Raw genomic sequence first — 17,666 nt, forward strand, 5'->3', positions numbered from 1 at the left:
GGGAGCTTGGAACCGTGGAGAACCTGATTGCGCTGCTTGTCGCGGCGCCCCTGCTCGGAGCGGCGGTGCTGCTCTGCGGCGGCCGACGCCTTGACCGCGTGGGCCACTATCTCGGCACCCTGCTCGCCGGCGCCTCCTTCGTCATCGGCGTGGTGCTCTTCCTCGACATGCTGGGGAAGAGCGCGGACGACCGGGCGCTGCACCAGAAGCTGTTCAGCTGGATTCCGGTCGAGGGCTTCCAGGCCGATGTGGCCTTCCAGCTCGACCAGCTGTCGATGACGTTCGTGCTGCTGATCACCGGTGTGGGCACGCTGATCCACATCTACTCGATCGGCTACATGGCGCACGACGAGCGCCGGCGCCGCTTCTTCGGCTATCTGAACCTCTTCCTCGCGGCGATGCTGATCCTGGTCATCGCCGACAACTACCTGCTGCTGTACGTCGGGTGGGAGGGCGTCGGTCTGGCGTCGTACCTGCTCATCGGCTTCTGGCAGCACAAGCCCAGCGCGGCCACCGCCGCGAAGAAGGCCTTCCTGGTCAACCGGGTCGGTGACATGGGCCTGTCGATCGCGATCATGCTGATGTTCACCACCTTCGGCACCTTCGCCTTCGGCCCCGTCCTGGAGGCGACCGGCGGGGCGACCGAGGGCAAGCTGACGGCGATCGGCCTGATGCTGCTCCTCGCCGCGTGCGGCAAGTCCGCCCAGGTGCCGCTCCAGTCCTGGCTCGGTGACGCGATGGAGGGCCCGACCCCGGTCTCGGCCCTGATCCACGCCGCCACCATGGTGACCGCAGGCGTCTACCTCATCGTCAGGTCCGGCGCGATCTTCAACGCCGCCCCGGACGCACAGCTGGTCGTCGTGGTCGTCGGCGCGGTCACCCTGATCTTCGGGGCGATCGTCGGTTGCGCGAAGGACGACATCAAGAAGGCCCTCGCCGGCTCGACGATGTCGCAGATCGGCTACATGATCCTGGCCGCCGGGCTCGGCCCGATCGGCTACGTCTTCGCGATCATGCACCTGGTGACGCACGGCTTCTTCAAGGCCGGGCTCTTCCTCGGCGCCGGTTCGGTCATGCACGGCATGAACGACGAGGTCGACATGAGGAAGTTCGGCGGCCTCAGGAAGTACATGCCGGTCACCTTCGTCACCTTCGGCCTCGGCTACCTCGCGATCATCGGCTTCCCCGGACTGTCCGGCTTCTTCTCCAAGGACAAGATCATCGAGGCGGCCTTCGCCAAGGGCGGCACCGAGGGCTGGATCCTCGGCGCGGTCACCCTGCTGGGCGCCGCGATCACCGCGTTCTACATGACGCGCGTGATGCTGCTGACGTTCTTCGGCGAGAAGCGCTGGGTCCCGGACGCGGAGGGCCACGAGCCGCATCCGCACGAGTCCCCGAAGTCCATGACGATCCCCATGATCGTGCTGGCCTTCGGCTCGGTCTTCGCCGGTGGCTTCTTCTCCATCGGGGACCGCTTCCTGCACTGGCTGGAGCCCGTCACCGGCCACGACCACGGAGACGCCCCGGTCAGCGCGACCACCGTCACCGCCGCCACCATGGTGGTGCTGGTCATCGGAGTCGGCATCGCCTGGCTGATGTACGGGCGCAAGCCCGTGCCCGCGGTCGCCCCGCGCGGCTCGCTGCTCACCCGGGCCGCCCGCCGCGATCTCCTCCAGGACGACTTCAACCACGTGGTCCTGGTCCGCGGCGGCGAGCACCTCACCCGCTCCCTGGTCTACGTGGACCACACCCTGGTCGACGGCGTCGTCAACGGCACGGCCGCCTCCATGGGCGGGCTCTCCGGCCGGCTGCGCAAACTGCAGAACGGCTACGCCCGCTCCTACGCGGTCTCGATGTTCGGCGGTACGGCGGTTCTCATCGCCGCGACCCTGCTGATGAGGGCGGTCTGATCACATGTCCTTTCCCCTCCTGACAGCGACGGCGGTGCTCCCGGCGATCGGCGCGATCGCCACCGCCGCCGTCCCGGCCGCACGGCGCACCGCCGCCAAATGGCTGGCGCTGCTCTTCTCGCTGGGCACCCTGGTGCTCGCGGGCATCGTGCTCGCCCGCTTCGAACCCGGCGGCAGCCGCTTCCAGCTCACCGAATCGCACGCCTGGATCAAGGACTTCGGCGTCCGGTACGAACTCGGGGTGGACGGCATCGGGGTGGCGCTCATGGCGCTCACCGCCCTGCTCATGCCCTTCATCATCCTGGCGGGCTGGCACGACGCCGACCCCCTGGAGAACCAGAGCCGGCGCTGGCGGCCCACTCAGGGCTTCTTCGCCCTGATGCTGATGACCGAAGCGATGGTGATCCTCTCCTTCGAGGCCACCGACGTCTTCGTCTTCTACATCCTCTTCGAAGCCATGCTCATCCCGATGTACTTCCTCATCGGCGGCTTCGGCGACCGGGCCACCTCCTCCGCGGCCGCCGCGGCGGCCGGTGGCGGCGACGAGAACGCCGCGGCGCAACGCTCGTACGCGGCCGTGAAGTTCCTCCTCTACAACCTGGTCGGCGGCCTCATCATGCTGGCCGCGGTGATCGGGCTCTACACGGTCGCGGGGACGTTCTCGCTCTCCGAGATCGCGGAGGCCCGCGCCAACGGCACGTTCTCCATGGCGACCAGCACCGAGCGCTGGCTCTTCCTCGGGTTCTTCTTCGCCTTCGCGGTGAAGGCCCCGCTGTGGCCGCTGCACACCTGGCTGCCCAACGCCATGGGCGAGGCGACCTCCCCGGTCGCCGTGCTGCTCACCGCGGTCGTCGACAAGGTCGGCACCTTCGCGATGCTGCGCTTCTGCCTCCAGCTCTTCCCGGAGGCCAGCAAGTGGGCCACCCCGGTGATCCTGGTCCTGGCGCTGATCAGCATCGTGTACGGGGCGCTGCTCGCCGTCGGCCAGCGCGACATCAAGCGGCTGATCGCCTACGCGTCGATCTCGCACTTCGGCTTCATCGTCCTCGGCATCTTCGCGATGACGAGCCAGGGCCAGTCGGGCGCGACGCTCTACATGATCAACCACGGCATCTCGACGGCCGCGCTGATGCTGGTGGCGGGCTTCCTGATCACCCGGCGCGGCTCGCGGCTCATCTCCGACTACGGCGGGGTCCAGAAGGTGGCGCCGATCCTGGCCGGCACCTTCCTGATCGGTGGTCTGGCCACTCTGTCGCTGCCGGGACTCGCCCCGTTCGTCAGTGAGTTCCTGGTCCTGGTCGGCGTGTTCTCCGCCTATCCGGTGGCCGGCATCATCGCCACCACCGGGATCGTGCTCGCCGCGATCTACGTCCTGGTGCTCTACCAGCGGACGATGACGGGACCGGTCAAGGCCGAGGTCCAGGGCATGACGGACCTCAAGGTCCGTGAACTGGTGGTGGTCGTCCCGCTGATCGCGCTGCTGGTCTTCCTGGGCGTCTACCCGAAGCCGCTGACGGAGATCGTCAACCCCGCGGTGAAGCAAACCATGTCGGACGTACAGAAGAAGGACCCGCAGCCCCAGGTGGAGGCCGTCAAGTGAGCGCAACAGCTGTCCACAGCCTGTGGACAATGGCGGGCGGGGTGACATCGGCCGCTCCTGACGAGAAGTTCAAGGCGCCGGTCATCGAGTACGCCCAGCTGACCCCGGTCCTGATCGTGATCGGAGTCGCCGTACTGGGCGTGCTCGTCGAGGCCTTCGTGCCGCGCCGGGCCCGTTACCACACGCAGATGTTCCTGACCGTCGTCGCGCTGGTCGCCGCGTTCGCCGCGGTGATCGGCCTGGCGGCCGACGGATACGGCACGACGAAGGCGCACATCGCCGCGATGGGGGCGGTCGCCATCGACGGGCCCGCCCTGTTCCTCCAGGGCACCATCCTGCTGACGTCGCTGGTCGCCGTGTTCACCTTCGCGGAACGGCGGCTCGACCCCGCCTCGCACGGCAACCGGGTCGACTCGTTCGCCGCGCAGGCCGCCTCCGTGCCCGGCAGCGACAGCGAGAAGGCCGCGGTCAAGGCCGGGTTCACCACCACAGAGGTCTTCCCGCTGATCCTCTTCTCGGTCGCGGGCATGCTGGTCTTCCCGGCGGCCAACGATCTGCTGACGCTCTTCGTGGCCCTGGAAGTCTTCTCCCTCCCGCTCTACCTCCTGTGCGCCGTCGCCCGCCGCAAGCGGCTGATGTCGCAGGAGGCCGCGGTGAAGTACTTCCTGCTCGGCGCCTTCTCCTCGGCGTTCCTGCTCTTCGGGATCGCCCTGCTCTACGGGTACGCGGGCTCCGTCTCGTACGCCAAGATCGCGTCCGTCGTGGACGGCTCCATCCAGAAGATCGACCCGGCGCTCGCGGACACCATGGGCAACGACGCGCTGCTGCTCATCGGCGGCGCGATGATCCTGACCGGGCTGCTCTTCAAGGTCGGTGCCGTCCCGTTCCACATGTGGACCCCGGACGTCTACCAGGGCGCCCCGACCCCGGTCACCGGCTTCATGGCCGCGGCCACGAAGATCGCCGCGTTCGGCGCGCTGCTGCGTCTGCTGTACGTGGTGCTGCCGGGCCTCACCTGGGACCTGCGCCCGGTCATGTGGGGCGTCGCGATCGTCACGATGCTCGGCGGTGCGATCGTCGCCATCACCCAGACCGACATCAAGCGGCTGCTGGCCTACTCCTCGATCGCGCACGCCGGATTCATCCTGGCCGGTGTCATCGCGGCCACCCCGGAGGGCATCTCCTCGGTCCTCTTCTACCTGGCCACGTACTCCTTCGTGACGGTCGGCGCCTTCGCCGTCGTCACCCTGGTGCGCGACGCGGGCGGCGAGGCGACGCACCTGTCGAAGTGGGCCGGGCTCGGCCGCCGCTCCCCGCTGGTCGCCGCCGTCTTCGCGGTGTTCCTGCTGGCCTTCGCGGGTATCCCGCTGACCTCGGGCTTCTCCGGGAAGTTCGCGGTGTTCAAGGCCGCGGCCGACGGCGGCGCGGGCGGACTGGTCGTCGTCGGTGTGATCTCCTCCGCGATCGCCGCGTTCTTCTACATCCGGGTCATCGTGCTGATGTTCTTCAGCGAGCCGAAGGCGGACGGCCCCACGGTCGCCGTCCCGTCCCCGCTGACGATGACCACGATCGCGGTCGGTGTCGCGGTCACGCTGGTGCTCGGCCTGGCCCCGCAGTACTTCCTGGACCTGGCGAGCCAGGCGGGAGTCTTCGTGCGGTAGCGGGTAGCGCGCACCACTGCCGGACAGCGCCGGACGGGCTTGGAAGTCAAGCCCGTCCGGCGCTGTCGTACGCGGCGCCTATCGTGGCAGGAGAGCGTGAGGACAAGAACGGGCCGGATGCCGGGGGACAGAGCGATGAGCGGGACGGGCAGGACAGGCGTGACAGACGTGACAGAAGCGACCGTGGATGTGACCGAGAGCGACGCGCGGCAGACGCTCCACCGGGTCTTCGGGTACGAGGCGTTCCGGGGCGAGCAGGAAGCGGTCGTCGACCATGTGGTGGCCGGCGGGGATGCCGTCGTGCTGATGCCGACCGGTGGCGGCAAGTCGCTCTGCTACCAGATCCCGTCCCTGGTCAGGTCCGGTACGGGCATCGTCATCTCGCCGCTGATCGCCCTGATGCAGGACCAGGTGGACGCGCTGCGGGCGCTGGGCGTGCGGGCCGGGTTCATCAACTCCACGCAGGACCTCGACGAGCGGCGCTCGATGGAGGCCCAGTTCGTCGCGGGCGAGCTGGACCTGCTGTACCTCGCGCCCGAGCGGCTCCGGCTGGACTCCACGCTCGGCCTGCTCTCGCGCGGTGAGATCTCCGTCTTCGCCATCGACGAGGCGCACTGCGTCGCCCAGTGGGGCCACGACTTCCGGCCCGACTACCTGGCCCTGTCCGTCCTGGGCGAGCGCTGGCCCGACGTACCCAGGATCGCGCTGACGGCGACGGCGACCGCGGCCACGCACCAGGAGATCACCCAGCGCCTCGGCATGCCCGACGCCAAGCACTTCGTGGCGGGCTTCGACCGGCCCAACATCCAGTACCGCATCGTGCCGAAGGCCGACCCGAAGAAGCAGCTGCTCTCCTTCCTCAAGGAGGAGCACGCCGGGGACGCGGGCATCGTCTACTGCCTCTCGCGCAACTCCACGGAGAAGACCGCCGAGTACCTCTGCCGCAACGGCATCGAGGCCGTTCCGTACCACGCGGGTCTGGACGCCGGGATCCGGGCGCGCCACCAGTCCCGCTTCCTGCGCGAGGAGGGCCTCGTCGTCGTCGCGACGATCGCCTTCGGCATGGGCATCGACAAGCCGGACGTCCGCTTCGTCGCCCACCTCGACCTGCCGAAGTCCGTCGAGGGCTACTACCAGGAGACCGGCCGCGCAGGCCGTGACGGCGCCCCCTCCACGGCCTGGATGGCCTACGGGCTCCAGGACGTCGTCCAGCAGCGCAAGCTCATCCAGGGCGGCGAGGGCGACGAGGCCTTCCGCCGCCGGGCCGCCTCGCACCTGGACTCCATGCTCGCCCTGTGCGAGACCGTCCAGTGCCGCCGGGCCCAACTGCTGAAGTACTTCGGCCAGGAACCCGCCACCACCTCCTGCGGCAACTGCGACACCTGCCTGGCCCCGCCAGAGACCTGGGACGGCACGGTGGTCGCCCAGAAGCTGCTGTCCACGGTCGTACGGCTGAAGCGGGAGCGCGGACAGAAGTTCGGCGCGGGCCAGATCATCGACATCCTGCTGGGCCGCAAGACGGCGAAGATCATCCAGTTCGACCACGACCAGCTCTCGGTGTTCGGCATCGGTGAGGAGCTCGCGGAGGCGGAGTGGCGCGGCGTGGTCCGCCAGCTGCTGGCCCAGGGACTGCTCGCGGTCGAGGGCGAGTACGGCACGCTGGTGCTCACGGAGGAGAGCGGTTCCGTGCTCGGCCGGGAGCGCGAGGTGCTGCTGCGCAAGGAGCCGAAGAAGGTCGCCCCGGCCCGCTCCTCGTCGTCGTCGAAGAGCGGCAAGGGCAAGGCTGCCGCCGTCGCCGACCTCCCGGAGTCGGCGGTCCCGGTCTTCGAGGCACTGCGCGCCTGGCGCGGCGCCCAGGCCAAGGAGCTCGGCCTCCCGGCGTACGTGATCTTCCACGACGCGACGCTGCGGGAGATCGCCACGCTCCGGCCGGGTTCGCTCGCGGAGCTGGGCGGGATCAGCGGCCTGGGCGAGAAGAAGCTGGCGACGTACGGGGAGGGCGTGCTGGAGGTCCTGGCAGGGCTCCCGGCCGCCGACGCGGAACCCGCAGCCCCGGCGGACACGGCCCCGGCACCCGTGGTCTCTGCCCCGGAAGCCCCTGCCGCCCCGGCTCGGGTCCCCGCTCCTGCCCCTGCCTCCGCCGCACCGCCCGCCGACCCGGAGTTCGGCTGGGACGAGGAGCCGCCGGAGTACGACTGAGGCGGACTGCCGGGGGCCACCGCACCCGACAGGCCCTACCCCCCGCCCCCCGACTGGTTCGCCCTGTCCTGGCGGATGTTGCGGAGCACCGCGTGGGCCGGCCAGTGGTCGTGGACCAGGTGGCGCATGGCGCTGCGGCTGCCGCGCTCCGTGCCGACGTAGCGGGAGAGGCCCGCTGCCGAGACGAGGGCGGCCAGGGCCCGGCTGCGGGGGTCGGGGAAGCCCGCTCGCTCGGCGGCGTCGAAGCGGGTACGGGCCAGGGCGGCCACGTCCTTCGCCACCACGGGGTGGCGGTGGTACGGGAACAGGCCGAGGAAGCGGCGGGACTCGCGGCGCAGGACGCCGCGCTCCACCAGGGCGTCCAGATACAGGCCCCCGACCTGCCGGCCGGCGTGCCGGACCCACCTCTTGGCCGACACCCCGGAACCCCGTCCGTCCTTGCCGGGTGCCGGCAGGCTCCGCATCACCCCGGCGAGCACCGGGTCCTGCGGCTCCAGCGGGTTGGCGAGCTGGAAGCGACTGCCCTGTCCGGTGACGTGGCCCTGGAGCTCCAGCTCCGCCAGGGCGGCCCCGGCCATGGCGTACTCCAGGAAGCGGTTGCGGCAGTACGGTTTGCCGCGCACCGGGTCCAGGGCGAGCAGCAGCAGGTCCTCGGGCAGGGTCGGCGTGGGCGGCGGCGGGATCATGGCGCGGACACGATCCTTCCGGTCACCTCGCCGAGACCGACCCGGGTGCCGTCCGGGCCGGGCGCCCATGCGGTCAGCGTCACCGTGTCCCCGTCCTCCAGGAACGTCCGCTTGCCCTCGGGCAGCTCCAGTGGATCGCGGCCGTTCCAGGTGAGTTCGAGCAGGGAGCCGCGCTGGGCGGGCTCCGCACCGCTGATGGTGCCGGAACCGTACAGATCGCCGGTGCGCAGCGAGGCGCCGTTCACCGTCATCTGGGCGAGCTGCTGGGCCGCCGTCCAGTACATGGTGGAGAACGGCGGCTCCGCGACGACCTGGCCGTTGATGGCGACGGAGAGCCGCAGGTCGTAGCCGCCGGGCTCGTCCTCCTCCGCGTCGTCGAGGTAGGGCAGCAGCGGGAAGTCGCGGGCGGGCGGGGCGGTGCGGGCGGCGTCCAGGGCCTCCAGCGGGGTCACCCAGGCGGAGACCGAGGTGGCGAAGGACTTGCCGAGGAAGGGGCCCAGCGGCACGTACTCCCAGGCCTGGATGTCGCGCGCCGACCAGTCGTTGAGCAGTGAGAGGCCGAATACGTGCTCGCGGAAGTCGGTGAGCGCGACCGGGCGCCCCTGCTCGGAGGAGGTGCCGACGACGAAGCCGACCTCGGCCTCGATGTCCAGCTTCACGGACGGTCCGAAGACCGGGGCCGGGTCCGCGGGGGTCTTGCGCTGGCCCGACGGGCGCGCCACATCCGTGCCGGAGACCACGACCGTGCCCGCCCTGCCGTGGTAACCGATCGGCAGGTGCTTCCAGTTGGGGGTGAGCGCGTCGCCGTCCGGGCGGAAGATCCGGCCGACGTTGGTGGCGTGGTGCTCGCTGGCGTAGAAGTCGACGTAATCCGCCACCCGGTAGGGCAGATGGAGCGTCACGGACTCCACCGGGTGCAGCAGCGGCTCTATGTCAGGGCGGTGGGCCGGGACCGTCACCCACGCGGTCAGCGCGCGGCGCACATCGCTCCAGGCGGTGCGGCCGGCCGCGAGCAGCGGCATCAGGTCGGGCTGGGCCAGGAGTTGGGCGTAGGGCGAGCCGAGGGCGAGCGCGGCCGCCCCGGCGTCGAGCACATGGCCGCCGATGCGGACGCCGACGCGTCGTTCTCCGGGCCGATCGGGGGCGGAGAAAACGCCGTACGGAAGGTTGTGCGGACCGAAGGGATCGCCCTCGGCCAGTTCGAGCGGGCTGCTCTGCTCGGGCATCTGTTGCTGCCTCGCTTTCCGGGTCGCTTGGGGGACACGTTACGTGGGCGGCATAACCCGACGGCAGAGTCCCAACCACCCACCCCATGCCCGGAAAGTCCCGCCGTATCCCCGCGCGTCCGGAAGTACGCGGGGATCGGCGGTGCGGTTCACCCGGCCGTGCGCGGAATGCGCTTCTCCCAGGTCCGGTGGAAGACGACCTCGCCGCCGTCCTTGCAGACCACCTCGTTGGAGGTGATGAAGTGGGTCGCGTCGGAGCTGATCTCGGATCGTGTCTCGATCAGCGCGTCCCAGGCCGTCTCCGGCCGGTGCAGCCGGACCGTCCAGTCGGAGCGGGTGTGCGCGGAGAGCGGGTCGCGCTCCTGGATGGTGTACGTCTCGACCGCGTCCTCGGTGAATTCGAGGCCGTCGGGGTAGACCCGGGTGCCGCCGTAGCGCGGGTCGACCTCCATCCGCCACTCGCCCTTGGCGACGTCGCGGATCACCAGCCGCTCGGGGCGCTGCTCGTCGAGGGTGGCGGGGTAGACGACGCCGAGCGGCTCCGACTGCTCGGGTTCCTCGAAGTGGATCGCGGGGTCCTCGGTGTGCCGGCGCACCGGCAGTTCGACGAAGCTGCCCTCCGCGTCCAGCGTGAAGCCCTTCGAGCCGGCCTGCGGCCAGATCCACGGCCAGTACGAGGAGGAGACCGCGAGCCTGATGCGGTGGCCGGGCGGGAAGGTGTGCCCGATGCCGTTCAGTTCGAACGTCACGTCCTCCGTGGCCCCCGCGGGCCAGTCGTCCGCGCGGTCCCGGCCGTGCCGGGCGGCGAGGTTGAGGACGCCTCGGGTGACGAGCGTGGAGGAGCCGTCGGGGGCGACGTCGCAGAGCCGGGCGACGGCCTGGCCGCGCGGTACATCCATCCGGATGCGCAGCCGTACCCGGGGGCGGCCCAGGATCTCGATCGGGGCGTCCTCGACCGGGAATTCGAAGGACACCGACTTGGCGTCCTCGTCGCGCTGGTCGGGCGGCAGGTCGGCGTCGTTGCCGAACGGGAAGAACCGGCCCGCGTCCACCCCGGTCTGCTGCGGTGAGTCGACGATCTGCGGTCCGCCCTTGAGGGCGTACGCGACCGGCGAGACGTTCTCCGAGGGCCAGCTGGTCTCCCCGACCCAGCGGCCGGGCAGCGTCTCGTACACGGTGGCGGGCCGGTGCGACTCGCTGATCCAGGACCTCAGCAGCGGCTCCGCCATGACGCCGGTGTCCTTGTCCTTGAGGTGCTGGTCCCACCAGCGCAGCGTCTCCTGGAGGAAGCCGATGCCGGGCCCCGGCGGCAGACCGCGGTCGGGGTACTGGTGCGACCACGGCCCGATCAGGCCGCGGACCTTCGCCGGGTCCAGGTGCTCGACGAGCCGGAGCACGGTGTCGCGGTAGGGGTCGTGCCAGCCGCCGACCGCGAGGACGTTCGCCTGGATGGCGGAGTAGTCCTCGCAGACGCTGCCGTGCTTCCAGTAGTTGTCGCGCGTCTGGTGGTCCAGCCAGGTGTGGATGAAGGGGTCGACGGCTTCGAGCCGCTCCAGCCACATGTCCTTCCACGCGTCGCCCACCTGCGCCGGGTCGGGCGGGCGGCAGACGAAGGCGAGCATCGTCGCGGCCCAGGCGTGCATGTCCACGGCGAGGACGGAGCCGCCCATGTAGTGGACGTCGTTGTCGTAGCGGTCGTCCGCCGAGCACACGGTGACGATCGCCTTGAGCGGCTCGGGGGCGAGCGCGGCGATCTGGAGGGAGTTGAAGCCGCCCCAGGAGATGCCGAACATGCCGACGCGCCCCGAGCACCACTCCTGCTGGGCCAGCCAGTGGATGACGGCGACACCGTCGTCGAGCTCGGTCGCGTCGTACTCGTCGCCCGGCAGCCCCTCGCTGTTGCCGTGGCCGCGTACGTCGACGCGCACCGAGGCGTAGCCGTGGCCCGCGTACCAGGGGTGGCGCTGCCAGTCGCGCGGCGCGGTCCAGTCGCTGAGCCGGTAGGGCAGGTACTCCAGCAGGGCGGGCACCGGTTCGTCGGTGACCGGCCGCCAGATCCGGGCGTACAGCCGGGTGCCGTCCGGCAGCGGGATACGGATGTCCTCGTGGGTCGTCTCGTACGGGAATTCGGTGCGGATGTGCATGGGGGTACCTCAGTGGACGGGGTGCATGGTGCGCTTGAGCCAGGGGGCGGCGGCGACGACGGCCACACCGGCCACCACCGCGATAGCGCCATTGACACCGAAGTAGGCGGGGTTGGAGACCTCGCCGTACAGCTTCACGATCTGGGCCTGGATTCCGTTGGCGAGGGCCAGTGAGAGGAACCAGAGCGCCATCGTCTGGCTGGCGAACGCCTTGGGGGCGAGCTTGGTGGTCGCGGACATGCCGGAGGTCTCCAGCAGGATGTCTCCGAGTCCGAGCAGCAGGTACGAGCCGACGATCCACCAGGCGGCCATCTTGTAGCTGTCGTCGGCGTGCCCGGAGGTCGGCAGGACCATCAGCAGGAACGAGAGACCGCCGAGGATCACACCCATCGCGATCTTGTTGGACGCGTGCGGCTGGCGCGGCCCCATCTTCGCCCAGACGGCCGCGACCACCGGAGCGAGCGCGACCTCGAAGGCGCCGAGCGCGGAGGCGTACCAGCTGGCCGGGAAGTGGAAGCCGAAGATCTCCGTGCGGGCGTTGGTCGACGCCAGCAGCATCATCGTCGAGTACGCCTGGAAGAGGATGAAGTTGAAGACCACGGAGGCCAGGAACAGCACCACGTACGGGCGCAGCCTGCCGCGTTCCTCCGGGGTCACCTGCGGGCTCCTGAACATCACCACGAAGTAGACGACCGGGGCGATCACCGAGATGACCGTCAGTACGTCGACGAAGCGGTCCATGGTCAGCCAGCCCACCAGGGCCAGTACGGTGGCGACGGCCGCGACCACGACGGCACCCAGGACGATCCGCCACACGACCGTGCGCTTCGCGTCCGGGGCCAGCGGGAATTCGGCGGAGTGCTTACGCCCGGCCAGGTGACGCCGGCCCAGTACGTACTGGATCAGGCCGAGCGTCATACCGAAGGCGGCGGCCGAGAAGCCCCAGTGCCAGCTCGCGTGGTCGCCCAGCCAGCCGGTGATCAGCGGGCCGAGGAACGCCCCGATGTTGATGCCCATGTAGTAGAGGGCGAAGCCGGCGTCACGGCGCTCGTCGTCGGTGCGGTAGAGCTTGCCGACCATGGTGGCCACGTTGGGCTTGAGCAGCCCCGTACCGGCGCTGATCAGGCCGAGCCCGACCCAGGTCATGGTCGCGGTCGGCACCGCCATGGCGTAGTGGCCGCAGGCGATGAGGATGCCGCCGTACAGGACGGCCCGGTAGGAGCCGAGGATGCGGTCGGCCAGCCAGCCGCCCGCTACGGAGACCAGGTAGACCAGGGTTCCGTACGCCGCGGAGACGGAGGCGGCGGTGCCGGGCTCCATGCCCAGGCCGCCGTGGGCGACCGTGTCGGCGAAGTACAGGACGAGGATGGCCTGCATGCCGAGGAACGAGAACCGCTCCCAGACCTCCAGGCCGGACAGGGTCATCAGACCCCGTGGCTGGCCGAAGAAGGCGTGGTCGTCGCCCGGCGGTGGCTGGGTCGGATCGGTGTCGTGAGCGGTGTGGGACAAAGGGACTACTCCTGATCGTATGAGCTGATCCCGAACATACCGGCGGTGGCGGGAAGGCGCCCACGGTGATCCAAAGGGGACCGGATACGCTGACTTGAGTGATGGCAGCGACACATCGACATTCCGTGTGATCGTCAGCAGACAGGAGATCCCCTCGTGACCGTCGTCGGGCCGTTCGGACTGAGCGTGCGGGACCAGGCTCTTGAAGCCGGTGTCCAGGCCGGTTTGGCTGCTGTCGAGTCGGGGCTGCTCGATGCGACCAAGAGCGAGGTGCCCTTCATCACCGAGGCCGCGCAGCACCTGGTGCACGCGGGGGGCAAGCGGTTCCGGCCGCTGCTCGCGATGCTGGCGGCCCAGTTCGGTGACGCCGACGCCCCGGGCGTGGTGCCCGCCGCGGTGGTCGTCGAGCTGACGCACCTCGCGACGCTGTACCACGACGACGTGATGGACGAGGCCGACGTGCGGCGCGGCGTGGACAGCGCCAACTCCCGCTGGGGCAACTCGGTGGCGGTGCTGACCGGCGACTTCCTCTTCGCGCGCGCGTCGCACATCCTGGCCGACCTCGGCCCCGAGGCCGTACGTATCCAGGCGGAGGCGTTCGAGCGCCTGGTCACCGGCCAGATCCTGGAGACCGCGGGTCCGCGCGACGGGCGTGACCCGGTCGACCACTACCTTGAGGTGATGCGCGGCAAGACCGGCTCGCTGGTCGCCGTGGCCTGCCGCTTCGGCGCGATGATGGCCGGCGCCGACGACGCCACGACCGACACGCTCACCCAGTACGGTGAACGGCTCGGCGTCGCCTTCCAGCTCGCCGACGACGTCCTGGACATCGCCTCCGACTCCCACGAGTCCGGCAAGACCCCCGGCACCGACCTCCTCGAAGGCATCCCGACCCTGCCCGTCCTCCACCTGAGGGCGCATGCCGAGGCCGACGGCAAGCCGGACGACCTGGAGCTCGTCGCGCTGCTGGACGGCGACCTCACGCAGGACGGCCGGCTGGCGGAGGCGCTGCGCCGGCTGCGCGCCCACCCGGCGCTCGAACAGGCCCGACGCGACACCGTCCGGTACGCGGAGGAGGCGCGGGCCACGCTGGCACCGCTGCCCGGCTGCTACGCCAAGTCCGCGCTGGAAGAGATGTGCGACGCCGTGGTGCACCGCGCGGGCTGAGCCCGGTCTGCTCGCCACCCCCTACGGGTAGGCGGAGCCAAGGCGCCCGGTGTCATACCGAAGAGGTATGAGGAGTTGCTCCCCCGGGCTGACGCTTCGGGCTCCCCGATTTGGTCAGATGGAGAACAACCACTCCTGACCAAAACGGGTGAGAATGGCGGCACGGAGTGGACGAGTGCATCCCGACGGAAGCCGCCGACCACGGAGGTAGGGCACACATGGCACCGAACGACAGCGCAGACACCAACGGCACGGCCCCGCACGGCCCCGCGCGAGCCGTAGCGGGCCGCCGGAAGGCGGTGCGCTACATCGTCCCGGTCGCGGTGGCGGGCGTCGCGGCCGCGACGATCGGGCTGGTCCCGGCACTCGCGAGCTCGGGCGATCCCGATCTGCCGGAGATCACCGCGCAGGAACTCATCGAGAAGATCGCCGCCTCGGACACGGAGCAGCTGTCCGGCACGGTGAAGATCAGCACCGACCTCGGCATCCCGTCCCTGGGCGGACTGGCCGGTTCCTTCGCGCCGGACGGCGCGGGGGACAAGGGCGGCGCGAGCGCGGACCCGCAGGCGAAGCTGACGGAGCTGGCGTCCGGCACGCACACCCTCCGGGTGGCCGCCGACGGCCCCGACCGGCAGCGGGTGTCCATCCTGGACAACGCGTCGGAGTACAGCATCGTCCACAACGGCGACGAGGTCTGGGCGTACGACAGCAAGTCCAACGCCGTCTACCACGCCAAGGAGAAGGCCGGGGAGAAGGCCGAGCGTGGTGAGCAGCCGGTTCCCGACGGCGTACCGACCACCCCGAAGGCCTTCGCCGAACAGGCCCTCAAGGCGGCCGACGGCACCACGTCCGTGAAGGTCGGGGGCACCGCGCAGGTCGCGGGGCGCGACGCCTACCGGCTGGTCCTCAAGCCCGAGCAGAGCGGCTCGACGATCGGCTCGATCACCGTCGCGGTGGACGCGAAGACCGGCGTGCCGCTCAAGTTCACCCTCCAGCCCAGCAACGGCGGCAAGGCGGCGATCGACGCGGGGTTCACCTCCGTCGACTTCGGCAAGCCGGCCGCGTCCTCGTTCTCCTTCACCCCGCCCAAGGGTGCCGAGGTCACCGAGGCGGACAGCGCCGCGAACCGCGAGAAGGCGCACAAGGCCGAGGGCGGGCTCGGACCGTTCGAGGGCCTGAACGCCAAGGGCGAGGGCGTGAAGGTGACCGGCGAGGGCTGGAGCACGATCGCCGAGATCAAGGCCCCCGGCGGCAGCGGCCTGCCCACGAAGTCCCCGGGCGACAAGGCCTCGGACGGCATGCCGGCCGAGGTGCAGGGGCTCCTGGACTCGATGGGCGACAAGGTCACCGGCACGTTCGGCTCCGGCACGGTCTTCAAGACCCGCCTGGTCAACGCGCTGATGACCGATGACGGCCGGGTGTACGTCGGCGCGGTCACGAAGGACGCGCTGGTGAAGGCGGCGGACAACGCGAGCTGAGCCACGCCGGTACGCCATCGCGTGACGTATCCGCCCGCCCCGCCGTAGCCTCCGTACGGCGGGGCGGGGGCGATCGTGGGGAGCAGAGATGACAAGGGCGGAGACCGTGCCCGTGCGTGGCCCCGTTCCAGCGGGCGGGCCCGAGCCCGTGATCGAGACCCGGGGGCTGACCAAGCGGTACCGGGGCGGCCAGCTCGCCGTCGACGGGCTCGACCTCACCGTCCCCGGCGGCAGCGTCTTCGGCTTCCTCGGCCCCAACGGCTCCGGGAAGACCACCACCATCCGGATGCTGATGGGGCTGATCGACCCCACGTCCGGCACCGCGACCGTGCTGGGCCGCCCCATGCCCGGCGCCGCCCGCACGGTGCTCCCGCACGTCGGGGCGCTGATCGAGGGGCCCGCCCTGTACGGGTTCCTGAGCGGCCGGGACAACCTGCTGCGCTACGACCGGGCCGACCCGACGGCGGACCCGCGCACCAGGGCCGCCCGCGTCGGTGACGCGCTGGACCGGGTCGGCCTGGCCGCGGCGGGCGGCAAGAAGGCGCGGGCGTACTCGCTGGGCATGAAGCAGCGCCTCGGCCTGGCCGCCGCGCTGCTCAGACCCCGCAGGCTGCTCGTGCTGGACGAGCCGACCAACGGTCTCGACCCGCAGGGCATGCGGGAGATCCGCACCCTGGTCCGGGAGCTGGCCGCGGAGGGCACCACGGTCTTCCTCTCCTCCCACCTCCTGGACGAGATCGAGCAGGTCTGCACCCACGCGGCGGTCATGGCACGCGGCCGGCTGCTCACCCAGGGCCCGGTCACCGAGCTCGCGGCGGGCACCCGGGGCCGGCTCGCCGTCACCACCCCCGACCTGGCCGACGCCGCCCGCGTCCTGAAGGAGCACGGAGTCACCGGCCTCACCCTCGACGGCGACCGGGTACGGGCCGACGCCCCGCCGGGCTCCGTCGAACTCTCGGACCTGAACGCGGCCCTGGTGAACTCCGGTGTCCGGGTACGGTCCTTCGGCGTCGAACGGGCCTCCCTGGAGGACGCCTTCGTCGCGCTCACCGGAGAGGGATTCGATGTCGCAGGCTGAACAGGTGCGCGAGGAGGCCGCCCCGCTCCGGCGCAACCCGCTGTGGACGTTCGGCATCCTGCGCTCGGAGCTGACCACCACCCTGCGCCGCTGGCGCACCCTGGCCCTGCTCGGGGTGCTGGCCGCCGTGCCCGTACTGATCGGGATCGCGGTGCGGATCGAGACGGCGGACGGCTCACCGGCCGGTCCCGGCGGGGGCGGGGGCGGGCCCGCGTTCCTCTCCCAGGTGACCAACAACGGCCTCTTCCTGGTGTTCGCCTCGCTCGCCGCCACCCTCCCGGTCTTCCTCCCGATGGCGGTCGGCGTCATCGCGGGCGACTCCGTCGCGGGCGAGGCCAACGCGGGGACGCTGCGCTACCTGCTGGTCGCGCCGGCCGGCCGGACCCGGCTGCTGCTCGCCAAGTACGCCACCACGCTGGCCTTCTGCCTGCTCGCGACCCTGGTCGTGGCGGCGTCCGCGCTGGCGGTGGGCGCGCTGCTGTTCCCCGTCGGTGACGTCACGACGATCTCCGGTACCCGGATCGGATTCGGTGAGGGCCTGGTGCGGGCGGCGGTCGTCGCGGTCGCGGTCGCGGCGTCACTGATCGGCTTCGCGGCGCTCGGACTGTTCGTCTCCACTCTCACCAACAGCGGCATCGCGGCCATGGCGGCGACGGTCGGGGTGCTGATCACGGTGCAGATCCTGGACACCATCCCGCAGTTGCACGGGATGCACCCGTACCTCTTCCCGCACTACTGGCTGTCCTTCGCGGACCTGCTGCGCGCCCCGGTCTACTGGGACGACCTGGTGAAGAACCTGGAGCTCCAGGGGGTGTACGCGGCGGTGTTCGGCTCGGCGGCCTGGGCCCGTTTCACCGCGAGGGACATCACGGCCTGAGCGTGAACGGGGGCCTCACCCGTACCGTCGGCCGGGCGAGCCGTCCCCCGATCGGCTCGTCGCGGCACGAACGGCACGAACGGTGCGAAGGACGGGAACGAGCCGACACGGTACGTTCCGTTTCCGCTTGA

At 70.7% G+C, this 17,666-nt stretch carries 12 protein-coding genes; 8 read left to right on the forward strand and 4 right to left on the reverse strand.

Annotated elements, in window-relative coordinates:
- The first annotated feature begins 14 nt into the window (after positions 1-14).
- The 4 genes from nuoL to recQ all read left to right on the forward strand — a co-directional run bounded on the left by nuoL (position 15) and on the right by recQ (position 7,370).
- Positions 15-1,910, forward strand: coding sequence for an NADH-quinone oxidoreductase subunit L (gene nuoL / locus ACFVQ0_RS09125; protein ID WP_390086101.1), 1,896 nt, complete (start codon positions 15-17; stop codon positions 1,908-1,910).
- Positions 1,911-1,914: 4 nt separating this feature from the next.
- Positions 1,915-3,510, forward strand: coding sequence for an NADH-quinone oxidoreductase subunit M (locus tag ACFVQ0_RS09130; RefSeq protein WP_390086103.1), 1,596 nt, complete (start codon positions 1,915-1,917; stop codon positions 3,508-3,510).
- Positions 3,507-5,171 (forward strand): NADH-quinone oxidoreductase subunit NuoN, encoded by a 1,665-nt coding sequence (nuoN, locus tag ACFVQ0_RS09135; RefSeq protein ID WP_390086105.1) that lies wholly within the window; start codon positions 3,507-3,509, stop codon positions 5,169-5,171. The genes ACFVQ0_RS09130 and nuoN overlap by 4 nt, the downstream gene beginning before the upstream one ends.
- 135 nt (positions 5,172-5,306) lie before the next feature.
- Entirely contained in the window at positions 5,307-7,370 is a 2,064-nt protein-coding gene (gene recQ / locus ACFVQ0_RS09140; protein ID WP_390086107.1) for a DNA helicase RecQ, read from the forward strand.
- A 35-nt stretch (positions 7,371-7,405) separates the two neighbouring features.
- Here recQ and ACFVQ0_RS09145 read toward each other — a convergent pair whose 3' ends face one another.
- From ACFVQ0_RS09145 to ACFVQ0_RS09160, 4 genes are all read right to left on the reverse strand, one after another.
- A complete protein-coding gene (locus ACFVQ0_RS09145) occupies positions 7,406-8,056 on the reverse strand; it encodes a GPP34 family phosphoprotein (RefSeq protein ID WP_390086109.1) in 651 nt (216 codons plus the stop codon).
- Positions 8,053-9,282 (reverse strand): fumarylacetoacetase, encoded by a 1,230-nt coding sequence (gene fahA / locus ACFVQ0_RS09150; protein WP_390086112.1) that lies wholly within the window; start codon positions 9,280-9,282, stop codon positions 8,053-8,055. The genes ACFVQ0_RS09145 and fahA overlap by 4 nt, the downstream gene beginning before the upstream one ends.
- Positions 9,283-9,431: 149 nt before the next feature.
- Positions 9,432-11,426: a CocE/NonD family hydrolase gene (locus tag ACFVQ0_RS09155; RefSeq protein ID WP_390086115.1), complete on the reverse strand. Its 1,995-nt coding sequence runs from the start codon at positions 11,424-11,426 to the stop codon at positions 9,432-9,434.
- A 9-nt stretch (positions 11,427-11,435) separates the two neighbouring features.
- Positions 11,436-12,935 carry a peptide MFS transporter gene (locus tag ACFVQ0_RS09160; RefSeq protein ID WP_390086117.1) on the reverse strand — a complete coding sequence of 500 codons (1,500 nt, stop codon included), beginning with the start codon at positions 12,933-12,935 and terminating at the stop codon, positions 11,436-11,438.
- A 156-nt stretch (positions 12,936-13,091) separates the two neighbouring features.
- Here ACFVQ0_RS09160 and ACFVQ0_RS09165 point away from each other — a divergent pair, with 156 nt between their 5' ends.
- The 4 genes from ACFVQ0_RS09165 (at position 13,092) to ACFVQ0_RS09180 (ending at position 17,535) form a co-directional block, all read left to right on the forward strand.
- On the forward strand, positions 13,092-14,102 hold the full coding sequence (locus ACFVQ0_RS09165) for a polyprenyl synthetase family protein (protein WP_390086119.1): 1,011 nt from the start codon (positions 13,092-13,094) through the stop codon (positions 14,100-14,102).
- A 218-nt stretch (positions 14,103-14,320) separates the two neighbouring features.
- Positions 14,321-15,580, forward strand: coding sequence for an outer membrane lipoprotein carrier protein LolA (locus ACFVQ0_RS09170; protein ID WP_390086121.1), 1,260 nt, complete (start codon positions 14,321-14,323; stop codon positions 15,578-15,580).
- A gap of 88 nt (positions 15,581-15,668) precedes the next feature.
- Entirely contained in the window at positions 15,669-16,658 is a 990-nt protein-coding gene (locus ACFVQ0_RS09175) for an ATP-binding cassette domain-containing protein (protein ID WP_390086124.1), read from the forward strand.
- Positions 16,645-17,535: an ABC transporter permease gene (locus ACFVQ0_RS09180; protein WP_390086126.1), complete on the forward strand. Its 891-nt coding sequence runs from the start codon at positions 16,645-16,647 to the stop codon at positions 17,533-17,535. The genes ACFVQ0_RS09175 and ACFVQ0_RS09180 overlap by 14 nt, the downstream gene beginning before the upstream one ends.
- Positions 17,536-17,666 lie beyond the last annotated feature (131 nt).

Origin of the sequence: Streptomyces sp. NPDC057900 (genome assembly GCF_042887885.1) — a bacterium.
GTDB lineage: Bacteria > Actinomycetota > Actinomycetes > Streptomycetales > Streptomycetaceae > Streptomyces.

Excerpts from the sequence above, each read along its gene's own strand:
- ACFVQ0_RS09130 (WP_390086103.1), top strand. The coding sequence starts at position 1,915 with ATGTCCTTTCCCCTCCTGACAGCGACGGCGGTGCTCCCGGCGATCGGC.
- recQ (WP_390086107.1), top strand. The coding sequence starts at position 5,307 with ATGAGCGGGACGGGCAGGACAGGCGTGACAGACGTGACAGAAGCGACC.
- ACFVQ0_RS09145 (WP_390086109.1), bottom strand. The coding sequence starts at position 8,056 with ATGATCCCGCCGCCGCCCACGCCGACCCTGCCCGAGGACCTGCTGCTG.
- fahA (WP_390086112.1), bottom strand. The coding sequence starts at position 9,282 with ATGCCCGAGCAGAGCAGCCCGCTCGAACTGGCCGAGGGCGATCCCTTC.
- ACFVQ0_RS09155 (WP_390086115.1), bottom strand. The coding sequence starts at position 11,426 with ATGCACATCCGCACCGAATTCCCGTACGAGACGACCCACGAGGACATC.
- ACFVQ0_RS09170 (WP_390086121.1), top strand. The coding sequence starts at position 14,321 with ATGGCACCGAACGACAGCGCAGACACCAACGGCACGGCCCCGCACGGC.
- ACFVQ0_RS09175 (WP_390086124.1), top strand. The coding sequence starts at position 15,669 with ATGACAAGGGCGGAGACCGTGCCCGTGCGTGGCCCCGTTCCAGCGGGC.
- ACFVQ0_RS09180 (WP_390086126.1), top strand. The coding sequence starts at position 16,645 with ATGTCGCAGGCTGAACAGGTGCGCGAGGAGGCCGCCCCGCTCCGGCGC.